The organism is Venatorbacter sp. C2-1, from assembly GCF_022832715.1.
Classification (GTDB): Bacteria; Pseudomonadota; Gammaproteobacteria; order Pseudomonadales; family Oceanobacteraceae; genus Venatoribacter; species Venatoribacter alkanivorans.
On record NZ_CP094879.1, the window covers coordinates 2,657,372 to 2,675,100 of the forward strand.

15 protein-coding genes are annotated in these 17,729 nt (G+C 53.8%); 9 read left to right on the plus strand and 6 right to left on the minus strand.

Translation table 11 applies throughout. The features are described from left to right. Positions 1–184 precede the first annotated feature (184 nt). Positions 185–1,093: a LysR family transcriptional regulator gene (locus MT343_RS11840; protein WP_145470332.1), complete on the plus strand. Its 909-nt coding sequence runs from the start codon at positions 185–187 to the stop codon at positions 1,091–1,093. Between the two features lie 70 nt (positions 1,094–1,163). On the opposite strand, the gene MT343_RS11845 is transcribed toward MT343_RS11840, so the two are convergent. Beyond that, positions 1,164–1,607 carry an acyl-CoA thioesterase gene (locus MT343_RS11845; RefSeq protein WP_145470330.1) on the minus strand — a complete coding sequence of 148 codons (444 nt, stop codon included), beginning with the start codon at positions 1,605–1,607 and terminating at the stop codon, positions 1,164–1,166. A 319-nt stretch (positions 1,608–1,926) separates the two neighbouring features. On the opposite strand from MT343_RS11845, the gene MT343_RS11850 reads away from it, so the two are divergent. Then, on the plus strand, positions 1,927–4,044 hold the full coding sequence (locus MT343_RS11850) for a carboxy terminal-processing peptidase (RefSeq protein ID WP_145470328.1): 2,118 nt from the start codon (positions 1,927–1,929) through the stop codon (positions 4,042–4,044). Positions 4,045–4,122: 78 nt separating this feature from the next. Here MT343_RS11850 and MT343_RS11855 read toward each other — a convergent pair whose 3' ends face one another. Further along, entirely contained in the window at positions 4,123–4,719 is a 597-nt protein-coding gene (locus MT343_RS11855; RefSeq protein WP_186436005.1) for a YajG family lipoprotein, read from the minus strand. Continuing rightward, the gene (gene yaaA / locus MT343_RS11860; RefSeq protein ID WP_145470324.1) at positions 4,712–5,500 is read right to left on the minus strand and encodes a peroxide stress protein YaaA; all 789 of its coding nucleotides are present in this window, start codon (positions 5,498–5,500) and stop codon (positions 4,712–4,714) included. The genes MT343_RS11855 and yaaA overlap by 8 nt, the downstream gene beginning before the upstream one ends. A gap of 72 nt (positions 5,501–5,572) precedes the next feature. Here yaaA and MT343_RS11865 point away from each other — a divergent pair, with 72 nt between their 5' ends. The 4 genes from MT343_RS11865 to MT343_RS11880 all read left to right on the plus strand — a co-directional run bounded on the left by MT343_RS11865 (position 5,573) and on the right by MT343_RS11880 (position 11,046). Continuing rightward, a complete protein-coding gene (locus MT343_RS11865; RefSeq protein ID WP_145470322.1) occupies positions 5,573–6,268 on the plus strand; it encodes an adenosylcobinamide amidohydrolase in 696 nt (231 codons plus the stop codon). A gap of 254 nt (positions 6,269–6,522) precedes the next feature. Next, on the plus strand, positions 6,523–7,833 hold the full coding sequence (locus tag MT343_RS11870; RefSeq protein ID WP_145470320.1) for an acyl-CoA dehydrogenase family protein: 1,311 nt from the start codon (positions 6,523–6,525) through the stop codon (positions 7,831–7,833). A 15-nt stretch (positions 7,834–7,848) separates the two neighbouring features. After that, entirely contained in the window at positions 7,849–9,054 is a 1,206-nt protein-coding gene (locus tag MT343_RS11875; protein ID WP_145470572.1) for an acyl-CoA dehydrogenase family protein, read from the plus strand. A gap of 117 nt (positions 9,055–9,171) precedes the next feature. After that, positions 9,172–11,046 (plus strand): long-chain-acyl-CoA synthetase, encoded by a 1,875-nt coding sequence (locus MT343_RS11880; RefSeq protein ID WP_145470318.1) that lies wholly within the window; start codon positions 9,172–9,174, stop codon positions 11,044–11,046. A 28-nt stretch (positions 11,047–11,074) separates the two neighbouring features. Here the strand turns inward: MT343_RS11880 and MT343_RS11885 are convergent, their stop codons facing one another. Continuing rightward, complete coding sequence (locus tag MT343_RS11885; RefSeq protein ID WP_145470316.1) at positions 11,075–13,426, minus strand: PAS domain S-box protein; 2,352 nt, start codon at positions 13,424–13,426, stop codon at positions 11,075–11,077. A gap of 613 nt (positions 13,427–14,039) precedes the next feature. Between MT343_RS11885 and purE the strand changes: the two genes are divergently transcribed. From purE to MT343_RS11900, 3 genes are all read left to right on the plus strand, one after another. Continuing rightward, positions 14,040–14,534, plus strand: coding sequence for a 5-(carboxyamino)imidazole ribonucleotide mutase (gene purE, locus MT343_RS11890; RefSeq protein ID WP_145470314.1), 495 nt, complete (start codon positions 14,040–14,042; stop codon positions 14,532–14,534). Positions 14,535–14,595: 61 nt separating this feature from the next. Further along, a complete protein-coding gene (locus MT343_RS11895; protein WP_145470312.1) occupies positions 14,596–15,666 on the plus strand; it encodes a 5-(carboxyamino)imidazole ribonucleotide synthase in 1,071 nt (356 codons plus the stop codon). Positions 15,667–15,675: 9 nt separating this feature from the next. Beyond that, a complete protein-coding gene (locus MT343_RS11900; protein ID WP_145470310.1) occupies positions 15,676–16,230 on the plus strand; it encodes a DUF2058 domain-containing protein in 555 nt (184 codons plus the stop codon). Positions 16,231–16,686: 456 nt separating this feature from the next. Here the strand turns inward: MT343_RS11900 and MT343_RS11905 are convergent, their stop codons facing one another. Together MT343_RS11905 and MT343_RS11910 are read right to left on the minus strand one after the other, a co-directional pair. Continuing rightward, complete coding sequence (locus tag MT343_RS11905) at positions 16,687–17,208, minus strand: hypothetical protein (RefSeq protein ID WP_145470308.1); 522 nt, start codon at positions 17,206–17,208, stop codon at positions 16,687–16,689. Between the two features lie 53 nt (positions 17,209–17,261). After that, positions 17,262–17,726, minus strand: a complete 465-nt coding sequence (locus tag MT343_RS11910) for a hypothetical protein (protein WP_145470306.1) — start codon at positions 17,724–17,726, stop codon at positions 17,262–17,264. Positions 17,727–17,729 lie beyond the last annotated feature (3 nt).

The following is a 17,729-nucleotide window of genomic DNA, read 5'->3' on the forward strand; positions in this document are numbered from 1 at the left end:
GCCAAAGCAGCACTGAAACCTGATTTCTGCAGCGTTGTGATGGTAAGCGGAGAATTCCCGGCACAGGTATAAGGCGTCATTCTCTTAGATATAAGTCTAATTTATGATCAAAACAGGCTTATTATTTCCTCAGAATTAAATATACTGGCTGTTCTAATGGATTACTCAGAATGAATCATTAATTATGTCCCGTATCGACTCATTGCAAACCTTTGTCTCTGTTGTGCGCTCGCGCAACTTTACCTCGGCGGCCGATTCACTGGGAGTGACCCCATCTGCCGTCAGTAAGCAGATCAGCGGTCTGGAAGAGCGCCTTGGCGTACGTCTGCTGAACCGCACCACCCGCTCCGTCAGCCCGACCGAAGCCGGACAGATGTTCTACCAGCACTGCGAGAATATTCTTGAGTCGATCACGGAAGCCGAAAAGCTGGTTACCGACTTTGACGTCACGCCACGCGGCCGTCTGCGTATCACCGCGATGTCGAACTTCGGCCGCCGTGAACTGGCGCGCATGTTCACTGATTTCTCCCAGAAGTACCCGGACATCAGCTTCGATCTGCATATTTCCGACCGCCCGCTCGACATTGTGAAAGAAGGCTATGACTTCGCCCTGCGTCTGGGTTCACTGGAAGATTCCCGCCTGATTGCCAAACCGGTGGCCGAGCAAAATATTGTGATCTGCGCATCAAAAGAGTATCTGGAGCGCTGGGGCACACCGGAAAAACTGGAAGACCTCAACAACCATCGCATTCTGATTGTCGCCAACGCCGAATACGCCCGTATCAACTGGCTGCGTCAGTTCGAGAAAGATCATGGTTTCAGTCTGTCCAGTGTTGAACGCAAGCTGGCTGTGAATGATATCGATCTGGTATACGAAGCCTGCCTGGCGGGTATGGGCATCACCGCCCTGCCAACCTATATTGCCGAGCGGCACCTGGAGGTCGGTGAACTGGTGCGCCTGTTTCCGGAAGTGGATATTCCGGTACGCAGCATCAAAGTGGTTTTCCCGCAGAACCGCTATCTGGCGAACAAGAGCCGTGCTTTCCTCGACTTTATTACCGCCTACTTTGACGATCCGAGTCAGAGTAACTGAACACTGCTGTAGCGCATAAAAAACGGGCCTGATCAGAGGCCCGTTTTTTTATGTGCTGAATGCCGCCAGATTATTCCTGAGGCAGCAGCTGGGGTGCGCAGCGCTCGTAAAAAACCCGCGGTACCTGAGCAATTTTACGCTCGTCATAATCAAAAAAGACGATACCGGTTTTGGCTTTCACCACCTGTTTGTCCTGAGCCTGATTTTCGACCCGGTAAATAAAGTCGCAACCGTATTTATTGAAGTCGGTCACGCCGACATGGAAGGTCAGAATATCGCCAACAAAGGATTCTGCGGTAAAGCACACCACCAGATCCGACACCATTAACCCCAGGCCGCCAATATTAAATTCACCAAAACCATGTTCGCGTAAAAAGCGCAGCCGGGCTTCGTGTAACAAAGACACCATGCGGTCATTACCTACATGATTGCCGTAATTAATTTCCGTTACCCGCACATCCAGCGTTGTACTGAAGGTAAATTCATCGGGTAATTCGAGTTGTACTCTGGCCAAAACAGCCTCCTGATCGTCTGTTTTGCTGCCAATGCAGCAAAATCCGGGGAATTATTCTGGCAACTGCGATTCCAATGCGGTCTACTATACCGCAGCAGCCGGGGTGTTCAGATGAGCCATGCGTCTTACGCCAGCTCTCTGTGCTTTACACCAATGGCACCCAAACGGATGTTCGGCCCGCCTGAGAAACAGGCAAAAACAAAGGCCAGACACCGTAACGGTACGTGCGTACAGGCTTTACCCTGACAAAGCGCCGGCATGATAACGGCGCCCGGCGCACAGTACAAACAGATAACAACAAGGAAATCTGGCAACGACTATGCTTTCCATTTGCTTCCGCACATTAAAAATCGCGCTGACCTTTACAGCGCTGCTCACGGCTCAGCTGAGCCAGGCCACCATCCCGGAAATTGCCCCCGGCACCGCCTTCAAACCCCTTGAGCCGACCCGTGATCACGCCATGATCACCCAGCAGATTATGAATAACCTGCTGCGCGGCCATTACGAGCATCAGCGTCTGGATGACAAACTGTCATCACGGGTGCTCGATATCCTGCTCGACGATATCGACAGCACCCGCAGCTATCTGCTGGCTGCCGACGTCAAAGAATTTGAGCAATACCGTTACAGTCTGGACGAAGCCCTGAACCGCGGTGATATGCGCCCGGCCTTCATCATCTTTAACCGCTTTCAGCAGCGTGTGTCTGAGCGCCTGTCGTTTCTGCTCAACGAACTGCACAGCAAAGCCGCCGACTACCACTTCGATACTGACGAGCGGCTCGATCTCGACCGCGAAAGAGCGCCGTGGGCGACCACCAGCGCCGAACTCGACGACCTGTGGCGCAAGCGTCTGAAAAACTCCATCCTCAATCTGAAAATGGCCGGCAAAGAAAAAGACGCCATTATTGAGTTGTTGAGCAAGCGCTACCAGAACCAGCTGAACCGTGTCCATCAGTCACAATCTGAAGACGCCTATCAGACCTTTATGAATGCCGTTACCCGCGCCTTCGATCCGCACACCCAGTACTTCTCGCCGCGCAACACCGAGAACTTCAATATCAATATGAGCCTGTCCTTACAGGGCATTGGCGCCGTGCTGCAAACTGAAGACGAGCACACCAAGGTGGTACGTCTGGTGCCGGCCGGCCCGGCCGCCAAAGCCGGCAACCTGCAGCCTGCCGATAAGATCATCGGCGTTGGTCAGGCCGAAGGCGATATCGTTGATGTGATCGGCTGGCGTCTGGATGAAGTGGTCGAGCTGATCCGTGGTCCGAAAAGCACCACCGTGCGGCTGGAAATTCTGCCAGCCAACTCATCCGGCACCGACAGCAAAATCATTTCCATCGTGCGTGATGAGGTCAAACTGGAAGAGCAATCCGCCCAGAAAGACGTTATCGAGGTTAAAGATGGCGACGTAACCCATAAAATCGGTGTGATCGATATTCCGACCTTCTATATCGACTTTCAGGGTCGCATGGAAAACAAGCCGGACTATAAGAGCACGACCCGTGACGTCACCGTGCTGATCAACGAACTGAAAGAAGAAGGCATCGATGGCCTGATCATTGACCTGCGCAATAACGGCGGCGGTTCGCTGGAAGAAGCCATTACCCTGACCGGCCTGTTTATTCCGCAGGGCCCGGTAGTACAGGTACGCAGCACCCACGGCCGGGTTGAAGTGTTACCTGACCAGGACCCTTCCGTGCTGTACGACGGGCCGATTACCGTTCTGGTTAACCGCCTCAGTGCGTCGGCCTCAGAAATTTTTGCCGGTGCTATTCAGGATTATGGCCGCGGTTTAATTGTCGGTGGCCAGACCTTCGGTAAAGGGACGGTTCAGAGCCTGCGTCCGCTGCGCTCCGGCCAGCTGAAAATTACCCAGGCCAAGTTCTACCGGGTATCCGGTGACAGCACCCAGCACCAGGGCGTTATCCCGGATATTCTGTTCCCGTCGCTGTTCGATAAAGAAAAAATCGGCGAAAGCGCGCTGGAAGAAGCCCTGCCGTGGGACACCATCCGTCCGGCAGAGTACAACAGCAATAAAGGCATCGCGGCGACCCTGCCGGCGTTACGCCAGCTGCACCAGACCCGCATCGAACACAATCCGGATTTCCGTTTCCTGCGCGAGCAAAAAGCACTGATTACCGAACTGCGTCAGCAGACTCAGGTATCACTGAACGAAAAAGTGCGCGAGCAGGAACGCAAAGCCAACGATGACAAACGCCTGAAGCTGGAAAACGAACGCCGCAAAGCCAAAGGCATGCCGCAGTTAACCAGCATCGACGATGAAGAAAGCGATAATGCTGCTGACGCGGAGAAAAAAGACGATAAAAAACCGGAAGAAGACGATGCCCTGCTGATCGAAGCCGGACATATTCTGGTGGATTATATGAATATCCAGACAGCCAGCCTGACCGCCCAGCGCGAAGCGAAATAACCGTCTGACGTTATTTTCAGCCATAAAAAAGCCCGGAATATTCCGGGCTTTTTTATGCATCAGTCATGCTGTAAAAAATCAGCCCTGCACCGTCACATTCAGTGCCTGCTGCAGTTCTTTATCGTTAAACATGTGCTGCCACAGTTTATCCAGAACCTCGTTCACCCATTTCTGGTTATATTCCACCGCTGGTGACGCCGCCAGAGAGCGGGTTTCGTTGGCGCTGTATGGCTTGGTAAAGGTTTTTCCGTTATCCATAACGGTAATCATAAAGCGCATTTTCATGCCGCATTCGTTTACGATCGCGCCTTCATTACACTGATAAGAAAACTCTTCAACCGTCAGCTGTACACGCACCGGATCAACCGGGCTGGCAGAGCCAAAACCCAAAGATTTCAGCGACTCCTGCATGCGTGCCGTTAACACATCGCTTAATGGTTTTTCTGACAACAGCGGAGAATTTTCCGGTGCCCGGCCACCGCGGTGTCCCAGCACATCGGCGCCTTGTCCGCGCTCATCCACTACCCTCACCAGGGCATCACGCTGAATAGCCGGCATGCCGCCGGGTACACTGACGCTTTCATTCAGGGCAATGGTTTGTGGTGCCAGTACACAACCACTCAGACCCGCCGCCATAGTGCCAGTTAACAGGCTGGCGATTACTAACTTACGCATTCGGAATATCCTTCTCTGCTCGTTTAAATACCCAGGTATCGCCACGCGAATCTTCGGCGCTGAAACGATAACCCGCCACATCAAAATCCTGCAGGGCTTCAGCCTTTTGCAGCTGCCTGCGGATAATATAAGCCGTCATCAGACCGCGGGCTTTTTTCGCGTAAAAACTGATGATTTTATACTGGCCGTTTTTTTCGTCTTTAAAGACCGGTGTAATCAGGCGGGCGTTCAGTTTTTTCGGCTGCACCGATTTAAAATATTCATTCGACGCCAGATTAACGACCACATCTTTACCCTGTTGTTCCAGCTCACGGTTAAGTGCTTCAGTAATGGTGTTACCCCAGAAGCTGTACAGGTCTTTACCACGGGCATTATTCAGTTTGGTGCCCATCTCCAGCCGGTAAGGCTGAATTAAATCTAGCGGTCGCAGCAAACCATACAGACCACTTAAAATACGTACATGATTCTGGGCAAAATCCAGCTGCTGCTCATCCAGTGTGTCGGCCTGCAGACCGGTATAGACGTCACCTTTAAAGGCCAGAATAGCCGCCTTGGCATTGTCGGCATTAAACGGCAGACGCCAGTCGTGGTAGCGTTGCACGTTCAGTTCCGACAGCGCCGGGCTGAGTTTCATCAGCGCGCTGACATCATCCGGAGAATACTGTTTAAGCACATCCACCAATTCGGCAGAATGTTGCAGAAAATCGGCCTGGGTTGCTTTTGCCGTGGTCGGCGGCGTGTCAAAATCCAGCGTTTTCGCCGGTGACAGTAACGTCAGCATGCGGGCATCCTGTAAATGAAAATTGTGCCTATCATAACGAGTCCCATCCCATGACCCAAATAGAGTCCGCCTATGTCCCTGCTTAAACAGGATAATCAGGGCGGAATCCGCTTTGCACACAACACCACTCATATCGCTCTGACGCTACCTGAGCCCTGGCCGGTGCTGAGTTCTGCGGTACTCAACGGCGGCTTTACCAGCACCCACAGCCTGCTGAACCTGCGTGTCGATCAGCATGCGGCGCCCCCCTGGCCGCCGGCAGAACAAAGCCTGCAGCAACAGGCTGAACAGCTTATACTGCCTGCCCCCTGCTGCGGCATGATGACCGCCGCCTCCATGCAATCACTGGGCTACAGCAGCCTGAGCCTGCAACAACTGCGCGCCGAATGCTGGGTAACCGCCGGACTTTCCAATTTGCGCCGCAGCGGCGATCCGGCCGATGCTTTTAACGGTGCCGGAACCATTAACATCTGGCTGCTGCTGCATTTTGCCCTGACCCCGGCTGCCATGGCCGAAGCCCTGATCCAGCTGACCGAAGCCAAGGTTACCGCCATCCGCGATGCCGGTTTACTCAGCCCGTTATCCAGCCTGCCCGCCAGCGGTACCGGCACCGACAGTCACGCCGTCATCTGCCCGCCGCACTCCGGCGCAGAAGGTCCCCTTGCCTTTTGCGGTAAACATACAACCGCCGGCGAGTTGATTGGCCGTGTGGTACTGGATGCCTGTGAGCAGAGCATCGGCCACTGCTTACGCGCGGCAAACGGCTGACACAACCGCCTCCCACCGGCTGAACTGCCGCAATATGACCACTTTGCCCGGCAGCAACTGACACCTCTGCCAATGCGCCACCGGCGCCAAACTGCGAACCTGCCAACGCTGCCTGTGTTTTATCCTGCCAGGCAGAGGGCCGGTCGCGCTGCATCTCCCCCGCAACACCCCATCGCAACACCCCGTCGCGATACCGCCACCGCAGCGTCCGGCCCAAACAATAATTACAACGATCCACACTGAGGGCAGATTGTATGGCTAAAGATATTCAGGGACTGGGCCTTGGCCTGGCCAGTCGCTTTGCCGGCAGCCGTTGGGCAGAAAAATACGGGCTGCGTAAACCCGCTGAGCGCATCGCTTACCTTTCCACCCGTGCCGGTTTTAAGTTTGCCGGCGAGATGATGCAGAAGCGTGCACAAAAGCAGGACAGCACCCGTGGCGAACGTCTGCCGGAACGCAAGCCCCAGGCACTGTTTGATCTGAGCTTAAGTGAAGAGCAACAGATGATCCGCGACAGCGTGCGCTCCTACGCGGAAGAGGTTGTGCGTGGTCTGGCCCACGACGCCGACGAAAACCTGCAACTGCCCGACAGTTATCTGCAGGACGCCATGGCCCTGGGTCTGAATCTGTTCTCGGTGCCCGAATCCCTGGGCGGTGCGGCACAAAGCTACAGCCCGACCACCAGCGCCATCATTGCCGAAGAACTGGCCTGGGGAGATTTCACCCTGGCCTATGCCGCCCTCGCCCCCGTAGGTGTGGCCAACGCACTGGTTCGCTGGGGCACACAGCAACAACAGCAACGCTGGTTGCCACTGTGGCTGGCCGAGCAACCGGTAACCGCCGCCATTGCCCTGCAGGAACCGCATCCACTGTTCGCCCCCGATAAGCTGACCTGCAGCGCAAAAAGCAATAAGCAGGGCTATGTGCTGAATGGCGTAAAAACCCTGGTGCCTTTTGCCGGTAACGCCGATCTGTATCTGGTTGCAGCGCTGCTGAATGGCAAACCACAACTCTTTATTGTGCCCGGCGACAGCCATGGCCTGAACTTTACCCGCAGCCCGGCGATGGGGCTGCGCGCCGCCGCCACCGGCACCCTGACACTGGATAAAGTGCAGGTAAACGTCGATGCCCTGCTGGGTGGTGAAGACAGTGATTTCGATTACCGCGCCTTTGTCGATCTTGGCCAGTTGCACTGGTGCGCCCTGGCCATTGGCACCTGTCAGGCGGCACTGGATTACCTGATTCCTTACTGCAACGAGCGTGAAGCCTTCGGCGAGCCCATCAGTCACCGCCAGTCAGTGGCCTTTATGATCGCCAATATCGCCATCGAACTGGAATCCATGCGCCTGCTCACCTGGCGTGCGGCCGCACTGGCCGAACAGGGTCAGCCATTCCACCGCGAAGCCTATCTGGCCCACGTTCTGTGTGCCGACAAAGCCATGGAAATCGGCACCAATGCCGTGCAACTGCTCGGCGGCCACGGTTTTACCAAAGAACATCCGGCTGAGCGCTGGTACCGCGACCTGCGCATTCTGGGTTGTGTTAACAGCGGTCTGCACCTGTAAGGAGAACAGCACATGATGAATCTCGAAATCCCGAAGAAATTCCGCCCGCTGGTCAATCAGGCCCGTCAGGTTGCCGAAAATGTCTTCCGCCCGATCTCGCGTAAATATGACCGTGCCGAACACGCTTATCCGGTCGAGCTGGATATGCTGGCCGCTATTATGGATGGCATGAACGACGGCACCCTGGGCGAAGGCGCCGGTGCCGGAAAACTCAAACAGGATAAGAAAAAAGCCGACGGCATCGTTAACAGCACCAATATGACCACGGTACTGGGGCTGCAGGAACTGTGCTGGGGTGATGTTGGCCTGTCATTAACGCTGCCACGCCAGGGATTGGGTAACGCCGCGATTGCCGCAGTGGCCAATGACGAACAGCTGGCCCGTTTCGGCAAAAAATGGGCCGCCATGGCGATTACCGAACCGGGCTGCGGTTCTGATTCGGCTGCCATCCGCACCACCGCCATCAAAGACGGCGATCATTATGTGCTGAACGGCGAAAAGATTTACGTCACCTCCGGTGAGCGTGCCGAAGCCGTGGTGGTCTGGGCCAGCCTCGACCGTAATATCGGCCGCGCGGCCATTAAATCCTTTGTGGTGGAAAAAGGCACCCCGGGCATGGAAGTGGTGCGCCTGGAAAAGAAACTCGGTATTAAAGCCTCTGACACCGCCGCCATTACCTTTACCGATTGCCGTGTGCCTGCGGCCAACCTGCTGGGTTCACCGGAAATTAATGTCGATCAGGGCTTTGCCGGTGTCATGCAAACCTTCGACAACACCCGCCCGGTGGTTGCCGCTATGGCCGTCGGCGTGGCTAAAGCCGCCCTCGACCGCACCCGCGAGCTGCTGAAAGAGTACGGCATCAGCGCCGGCTACCGCACCAGCATTAAAAACAGCAGCCAGATCGAAGCGCAGCTGTACCGCTACGAAGCCGACTGGGAAGCCGCACGTCTGCTGACCTTAAAAGCCGCGTGGATGGCCGATAACGGCATGCCCAATTCGAAAGAAGCGTCGATGTCAAAAGCCAAAGCCGGACGCAGTGCCAACGCCATTACCTTAGGCTGTGTCGAGCTGCTCGGTTCTCTTGGTTACAGCGAAGATGAATTACTGGAGAAATGGGCGCGGGATTCAAAAATTCTCGATATTTTTGAAGGCACGCAGCAAATTCAGCAACTGATTATTGCCCGCCGTTTATTGGGTAAAAGCTCAGCCGAATTGCGCTGATTTGCACTGTTTAACTCATTATCTAGATAAAACCTGACATAAATCCTGTGGCCCGGCCAACAGGATTTATGTCATTCTCAATTTCATAACTATAAATACATCACCAAGGTCAGATTCATGAATCGTTCAGCGACTACCCGCCTGCCCGCCGAAGGCATGAGCCAGCCGCCACTGAAGCCGCGCACTGTCAGTCTGGTTAATATTATCCGCAGCGCCATCAGCGGATTGCCGGATATCGGCGTTACCCTGAAAGGCGTACTCGCCCTGGTAACCACCAAGCCGGAAAAAAACAAATCCATTGGTTTATTGCTGGAACAACACGCCGCCCGCCAGCCGGATCATATCGCCATCCGCTATCAGCAGCAGCGCATCAGCTACCGTCAGCTGAACGAAAAAGTGAATCAGCTGGCCCACTATTTTGCCAGTCAGGGCATCAGCCATGGTGATACCGTCGGCGTTATGCTGGAAAACCGCCCGGAAACCCTGCTGGCCGTACTGGCTACGGTAAAACTCGGTGCCATTGCCAGTATGTTTAATACCTCCCAGCGCGGCGAAGTACTGGAACACAGCATTAATCTGGTAAAACCCAAATTGCTGGTTGTTGGTGAAGAAATGCTGGGCAATATGGCAACGGTAGAACATGCCCTGCCTGCCGCATTAAAAATGCAATTATATTTCTGGCAGGATGGTGCTGACAGTCAGCACGAATGTCCGGGGCATTATCAGAACCTGGAGCAGGTCATCGCCTCGCAGGAGCAAAATAATCCGGCCAGTACACAACAGGTAAAAATGCATCAGCCCTGCTATTACATTTTTACCTCCGGCACCACCGGCCTGCCAAAAGCCTCGGTGATGAGTCATTACCGCTGGTTTAAATCGATGGCGGGCATGGGCCTGGCATCGATGAAATTACGCAAAGACGATGTACTCTATGTCAGCCTGCCGCTTTACCATAATAATGCGCTTACCGTATCCATGGCTGCGGTATTGGGCGCTGGTGCCTGCATTGCGATTTCACGCAAATTTAGTGTCTCGCGTTTCTGGGATGAAATCCGCGAATATGGAGCCACCGGCTTTTGCTATATCGGCGAATTATGCCGTTACCTGCTGAATACAGCGCCCTCAGACAAAGACCAGCAGCATAATATCCGCGTGATTATTGGCAACGGTCTGCGCCCGGATATCTGGATGGAATTCAAACAGCGTTTCAATATTAAACACATCAACGAATTTTACGGCGCCAGCGAATGCAATCTGGTATTTACCAATGCATTAAATCTGGATCAGACCGCCGGTATCTGCCCGTTGTCTTACAACATCGTGGCCTACGATATTGAGAATGACGAACCCCTGCGTGATAAAAAAGGCTTTATGCTGCCGGTTAAAAAAGGCGGCACCGGCCTGTTAATTACCGAGGTCAACGATAAGCAGCCGTTTGAAGGTTATACCGACGCCGAAGCGAGCCAGAAAAAGCTGTTCCGTGATGTCTTTAAAAAAGGCGACTGCTGGTTTAACAGTGGCGATCTGGTGCTGAACCAGGGTTTTAAACACGTCGCGTTTGCTGACCGTCTGGGGGATACCTTCCGCTGGAAAGGCGAGAACGTGGCCACCACGGAGGTGGAATCTATTCTGATGGAATTTGCCGATATTGAGCATGCGGTGGTGTATGGCGTGGAAGTGCCACACACCGATGGCCGTGCCGGTATGGCCGCTCTGACCTTACGTGCCGGGGCCGATATCAACTGGAATGCTCTGACCCTGCACCTGCGGGAAAAATTACCGGCCTACGCCATCCCGCTATTTTTACGCCTGCGTCCGCAGGAAGAAGTTACCGGCACCTTTAAGTACCGCAAAGTGGAATTAAAAGACGAGGCTTTCCATCTGGCCAAAGTCAGCGATCCGCTGCTGGTGCTGAGCAATAAAAATGATCCTTATCAGCCATTAACACCGGCATTAGAGCAGGCCATTAATAACGGCCAGCTCAGTCTGTAAAGCGTGTGCCTCTGGCAACCCACAGCAATTATTGCTGTGGGCTGTCAATCATATCGCCCAGCGCCTGCAGGTCGAAGGGCTTGGTCATATAACCATCGACACCGGCATCCTGTGCCTGACGGATCTGATCCGGCAAAGCATCAGCACTGACCCCATAAATACGCACATGACGTAACTCCGGCATAGCGCGTAATTTTTTCAGCACATCCAGACCATGAATATCCGGCAGACGCATATCCAGCAGAATAACGTCCGGTGCATGCTGCTGCGCCATATCCATTCCTTCGCGGCCGGTACGGGCAATCGCAACGTGGACGTTATCACGGCGCTTCAGCCCCAACTCAACAAAGCGGGCATTAATCGGGTTATCTTCGATATAAAGCACACGCCGCTGATTATCGCTCTCCCCATGCTTTTTCGCTGAGGTCACAGCGCTGAAAGCAGGCTGAATAGCATTAAACGAGTACATCGGTGCCGCCTGCGGCAGCTCCAGCCAGAAACAACTGCCCTCACCTTCTTCGCTGCTGAATGCCAGCACACCGTTCATACGCTGTGCCAATACCCGGCTGATTGCCAGACCCAGACCACTGCCCTCAACCCCGCTTTGCTGGGCGCCCAGACGCTGAAACGGCATAAACATATCGGCCTGATGTTCCGCCGCAATGCCACAGCCGGTATCACGTACACTGATCCGTACACGCTCGCTTTCCGCCGGCTCAATGCGGATATCCACACTGCCACCCTCGCAGTTATATTTGATCGCATTGCTGAGCAGGTTCAGCACAATCTGCTTGCAGCGTACCCGGTCGGCGCAGACCCAGGGCTCAGCAACCGCGCTGTGCATGCGGATACGGATACCGCGGGCAAACGCATCTGCACGTACCAGCTCCTGACACTCCTCCAGCAATGCCAGCAAGCCGACCGCTTCGTTCTGCGGTTCGAGGATATGTCCTTCCAGCTTCACCAGATCCAACACCTGATCCACCAGCGCCACCAGATGTTTACCGGCACGCTCAATCAGATCGATGGCTTCATTCTGCTCAGGAGTCTGCAGTTCCGGCTTCAGCAGCTGACTGAAACCAATCACCGCATTTAACGGCGTGCGCAACTCATGGCTGAGCCCGGCGATAAAACGCGCGTTATCGGTCAGTGTCTGGAAATGTTCACCTGCGGCCGCAGAGCGGTTACCGGCAATTGCGGATACCGGTGCAGAAACCGTGGCACTGTGCGGACTGGCGGTCAGTAATATCAGTTTCTGCCCATCTTGCTGATGGGTCTGTAATTGCAGCTGCCAGGGTTCTTCGATATGGCGCGACGCTGCTAATTCTTCCTGCAACTGAAAACGGCGGAACCAGCCAACAAAGCGCTCCGACTCCAGTAACTGCACATTACAGCCTTTCACCGAGCGCGCACTCAGGCCAAAACGGCGGGCGTAGGCATCGTTGGCCTGCAACACTTCACCATCGGCGGTTAATAATGCCAGCGGCTGTGGTAACACGTTCAGCAGATGCACATCAGCCTCTGCTGCCGGGTGACTGAGCACCGGCAGCGCCGAAATATCCAGGCGGATGGCAACAATGCCCATGGCTTCACCGGACGCATCACGCAGAACATTCTTACTGGTCAGAAAACTGATGGTACTGCTGCCGTGGTTATTATCATGTTTACCGGTAACGCCTTCCTGACGGGTACCGATAAAGGGCTCGATAAATACCCGTGCACCATCGGCGTGGCTCACTTCCTCATCACTGCGCTGTTGTAATACCGCCCATTGTGGCGAAAACAATTCGGCATCGCTGCGCCCGACGGCATCACGGGAACGGATACCCAGCAGACTTTCGGCGCGATGATTGAGCAACAGATAACGGCCCTGCATATCCTTAACCGTTACCGCAGCGGGGGTGTGATCCAGCACACTGCCAAGCCAGACCTGATCACGCGCTTGCTCATGGCTGTGGCCGCTCAGCGAGGCTGTCAGGTCGTGCACAATCGCAGTAAAGCTCGGTGAACCATCCAGATTCATTTCGCTTACCGACAGATGCAGCAAAAACTCTTCACCGTTTTTACGCAGCCCCGGTAACTCGCGGCCACGCCCCATTACGGTGGCGTGGCCTTCGCGCAGATACTGCTCGATATATCCCTGATGACGCTGGCCATGACGGGCCGGCATCAGCATCGCGATGTTCTGGCCCAGTAATTCCTCTGCTTCATAACCGAAAATACGGCAAAGCGCCGGATTACAGGCCTGAATATCTCCTTCACTGTTAATACTGACAATCCCTGCGGCAGCCGTATCAAACAACACCTGATACAGCTCGCTGTCGTTTTTCATATTAAGGCGGGTCACCATCTGTCTGACCCGGCCATAAAGACCTGGCATCCGTTTCAACTCCTCAGGCTATGCCAACAACAATCTGGCCCCACATTCCGCTTCATCCGGAATTTGATTATAATTTACTCAACTGTAGACCACTAATCCACACAAAGTAAATGGTTTTAGTCCTTACAGGAAGAGCCAGTCAGGCCAGAAGCAGAAGATTTTTTTGCCTGCTGCAAAAGCATGACTAATGCCGACAAGGCATAAATACTGGTTTTCCAGACCTGACAACCACATATCTGCCCCAGCCCCCTGTTCACCCTGATCCAGAAACTGAATCTGCTGTAAAGCTTGTGGTAGCGCTGACCCCCGCTTTCCTGCCCTTATGACTCAGAATCCAGAGACTGAACCTGCTGGAAAGCTTGTGGTAGCGCTGACCCCGCTTTCCTGCCCCCGTATCCGCTTAATCATGCTGTAAACCTTGTGATAGCGCTGACCCCGCTTTCCTGCCCCCGTATCCGCTTAATCATGCTGTAAACCTTGTGGTAGCAACGCCCCCGCTTTCCTGCCCCCGTATCCGCTTAATCATGCTGTAAACCTTGTGATAGAATGCGCCGCTTTCCTGCACCGGCCGCCACTTTGGCAGCCCCTGACTGAATTCAACGAGGATGACCCGATGACCGTAGCGGTTGGTATCATCATGGGCTCTAAGAGCGACTGGCCCACCATGCAACACGCAGCAGATATGCTGGATAAACTGGGCGTGGCCTACGAAGTAAAAGTGGTGTCTGCCCACCGCACCCCGGATCTGCTGTTTGATTACGCCAAAACCGCTCAGGGCCGCGGCATTAAAGTCATCATCGCCGGTGCCGGTGGCGCTGCTCACCTGCCGGGTATGTGTGCCTCCCAGACCTCGTTGCCGGTACTCGGCGTGCCGGTTAAATCCCGCGCCCTGAGCGGCCTGGACTCGCTGCTGTCCATCGTGCAGATGCCTGGTGGTGTTGCCGTTGGAACTCTGGCCATCGGTGATGCCGGTGCGAAAAACGCCGGTCTGCTGGCCGCCCAGATTCTGGCCACCAGCGACAACGACCTGCTGGCCAAAATCGACGCCTTCCGCGCCGAACAGACCGACAGCGTGCTGGCCGAACCCGATCCGCGCACCGCACTGTAAGCGTTAACGACCTATCCGGGCCCGGTACTGCCGGGCCCGACTTTTCTGAGAGTGAAGAAGCATGAAAATCGGTATTTTAGGTAACGGCCAGCTGGGCCAGATGCTGTCTGACAGTGTGCAGGACATCAGCGATATTGACGTATCGCTGTACGATCTGCGTGCCCACAGCGACGAAGCTCTGGATGCGTTTCTGGCCGGCGTTGAGCGCGTATCGTTCGAAACCGAAAATATCCCGGCACACATCGTTGCCCGTCTGGAAAGCGTTGCCGACAAGCTGTATCCCAGCCTGAAAGCACTGAAAACCTTCCAGAACCGTCTGCTGGAAAAAACTGCCCTGCGTGCCGCCGGCATCGACACCGCCGATTTCTGTGCCGTTAATTCACTCGACGACCTGCACGCCGCGGTAGAACAACTGGGCCTGCCTATCGTGCTGAAAACCACCACCGAAGGTTACGACGGTAAAGGTCAGTACGTACTGCGCAGCCCGGCCGACGCCGAACCGGCCTGGGCTGCCATTGGCGGACGTGAACTGATCGCCGAAGCCTTTGTCAGCTTTGAGCGTGAAACCTCCGTCATCGCCAGCCGCGACGTTAACGGCAATATGGTGATCTGGCCGATGACCGAAAACGTACACCACGAAGGCATTCTGCGTTACTCGCTGTTCCCGGCCGCCGACCTCAGTGCCGAAAAAGCCGAACAGGCCGAGCGCTATATCCGCCAGCTGGCCGACAGCCTCGACTATGTAGGCACCATCACGCTGGAACTGTTCGACACCGCAAGCGGCCTGGTCGCCAACGAAGTGGCACCGCGCGTACACAACTCCGGCCACTGGTCGATTGAAGGCGCCGCCACCAGCCAGTTCCGCAACCATATGCTGGCCATTGCCGGCCGCGCCCTGGGCGATACCACCGCCAAATACCCGGCCGTTGCCATGCTAAACGTGATCAGCGATGAAACTCCGGCCGAAAAAGCCGCCACCATCGGCAACGCCTTCCGCCACTCCTATGGCAAAGAAGCGCGCCCGGCGCGTAAGCTCGGCCACGTTACCGTGGTTGCCGCCGACGTTAACGAACGCGACAACACCATCGACCAGCTGGCAGATTTAATTCCTGCCGGTGTATGGCAACGCTGAGGAATTATTATGGCCAAGTCATTACAGGAACAGCTGCTCGCCGCCGGTCTGATCGACAAGCAAAAAGCGAAAAAAGCCGCTAAAGAACTGAAAAAGCAGGATCACCTGCAGCGTACCGGACAAGACAACCAGATCGACGAAGCCAAGGCCAAAGCCGACGCTGCGCGTAAAGAAAAAGCCGACCGCGACCGCGAACTGAACCAGAAAAAGGAACAGGAAGCACAGCAAAAAGCCATTGCTGCTCAGGTGCGTCAGCTGGTTACCACCAACGCCATTAAAAGCGAATATGCCGATATTAAATATCAGTTTGTTGATGGCAAAAAAGTAAAATCCATTTACGTTGACCAGGCCATCTGGGACCGCTTAAGCCGCGGCCAGCTGGCGGTTATCGCACTGGATTTACCGGGCGAGAAAAAATACGAAGTACTGCCACTGCAGATTGCTGAGAAAATCCGCCAGCGCAAAGATAATCACTTTATTTATATTGCAGAAAGCACCGCCGATGCGATGGATGAAGATGATCCGTATGCAGCGTATCAGATTCCGGATGATCTGATGTGGTGATAAACGGTTAACAGAAAGTCCGCTGATGCGGGCTTTTTTGTGGCTGCTGGTTTGGGTTGTTGGTAATTGGCTGGCGTTGATCAAAATTGAGAGGCCGAAGCGGGGCAAGCCCCTGCCCCCCATGCAAGGAGAGGTATCTCCTTACGATCCTCTCTTTTCGGCGCGTCCGGCTTCATCCAGCCAACTGCAATGATTATGCGGCACGCAAAACAATTCGCCCCGGAACGACGCTTTAAAACACCAAGCATTTGTATCGTTCCGGGGCAGGGTTTTGCTCTGAAGGCCGCAGAATCATCTGGTTAACTGGCGCCGCACGATCGCCGGTTTGAGTAATTCGCTCAGCTGAATTTCAAAACAACTTACTTTCAGACATGAAATTTCGGACTAAAAACGGCAGTTCAGTAGTGATGTAGCGTGTCGCAAAAATAAGAGAATCCAACGTTTGTCCGATATTCATTAAAAAGATATCAGCCCAGAAAATTGGCCATAATCATCACCAAACCGCATGCCCAATCCAAACGTAGAATTGATGCTGTAATTAGCAACAAAATAAGGAATCAAAGAGCCGCCATATTTCTCGCCACCCAAAAGCCTAACGCCCAAACCCGCAGATGTATGTGAGCCTCTGAAATCGAAGGCATAACTAAGGTCTGCCGCTGTTCCTACATCAAGATCCATAGAATTACATTTTTCATCATCAGCAAACTGCCCATTTGACTCATTCCGGCACACTGTATTGCCATTTGAAAGCTTCTCCTCCCGATAGCCTTCTGCTTCTTTCGAAAACAGACCTACATCTAAAATCGTCCATCGCAATAGCCACTGACTTCTTTCTACCTCGTAGTAACCGCTTACATTACCACCAGAAGCTCCATTGGCAGTTACATACCCAACAGAAGCACCCCAATTCTCAGCTTCCGAAGGTAAAACCATCAACACTGCAATACCCAAAAAACATATGGTGAAAACATTTTTCATAATAATCCCTATTCTAATTTTTTATTAATGGAAGCACGCATGAGAGCTGAAGACTATTTATTTTTAACAAAATGCTTTTCTGCCAGCAGTTTGATCACATTTAAACCATAAGTATATCGGTGATCATATTTGTCATAATCAGAGAATGGTAACTTTCCTAGATTCTCAAAGCCATCGATCAAGAATCCAGCCTCAAATTGTAACTTCGGCCTTAAACCATCTTCATTCAGTGGTTTTTGACCGACAACTTCGCCACCAACATGACCAATTGAGTTGATGTGAATAACGCCCTGTTCGATGATCCCACAGCCATGAATATCCTCTTTTCTTGGATAATCACAACCTGACCAATCATGAAGACCAACCAGAACTCTTTTGGTTTTCCTACCGCCCTTTTTTTCAATTTCAAGAAGACGACCACAAGCAAAGTACCCATTACTCAGGGGAATATAGTAAAAATCCCCTTCATTAATTTCAGATGCCTTTGTTGGTATAAATGGATACACAATTTTGCTCATAAC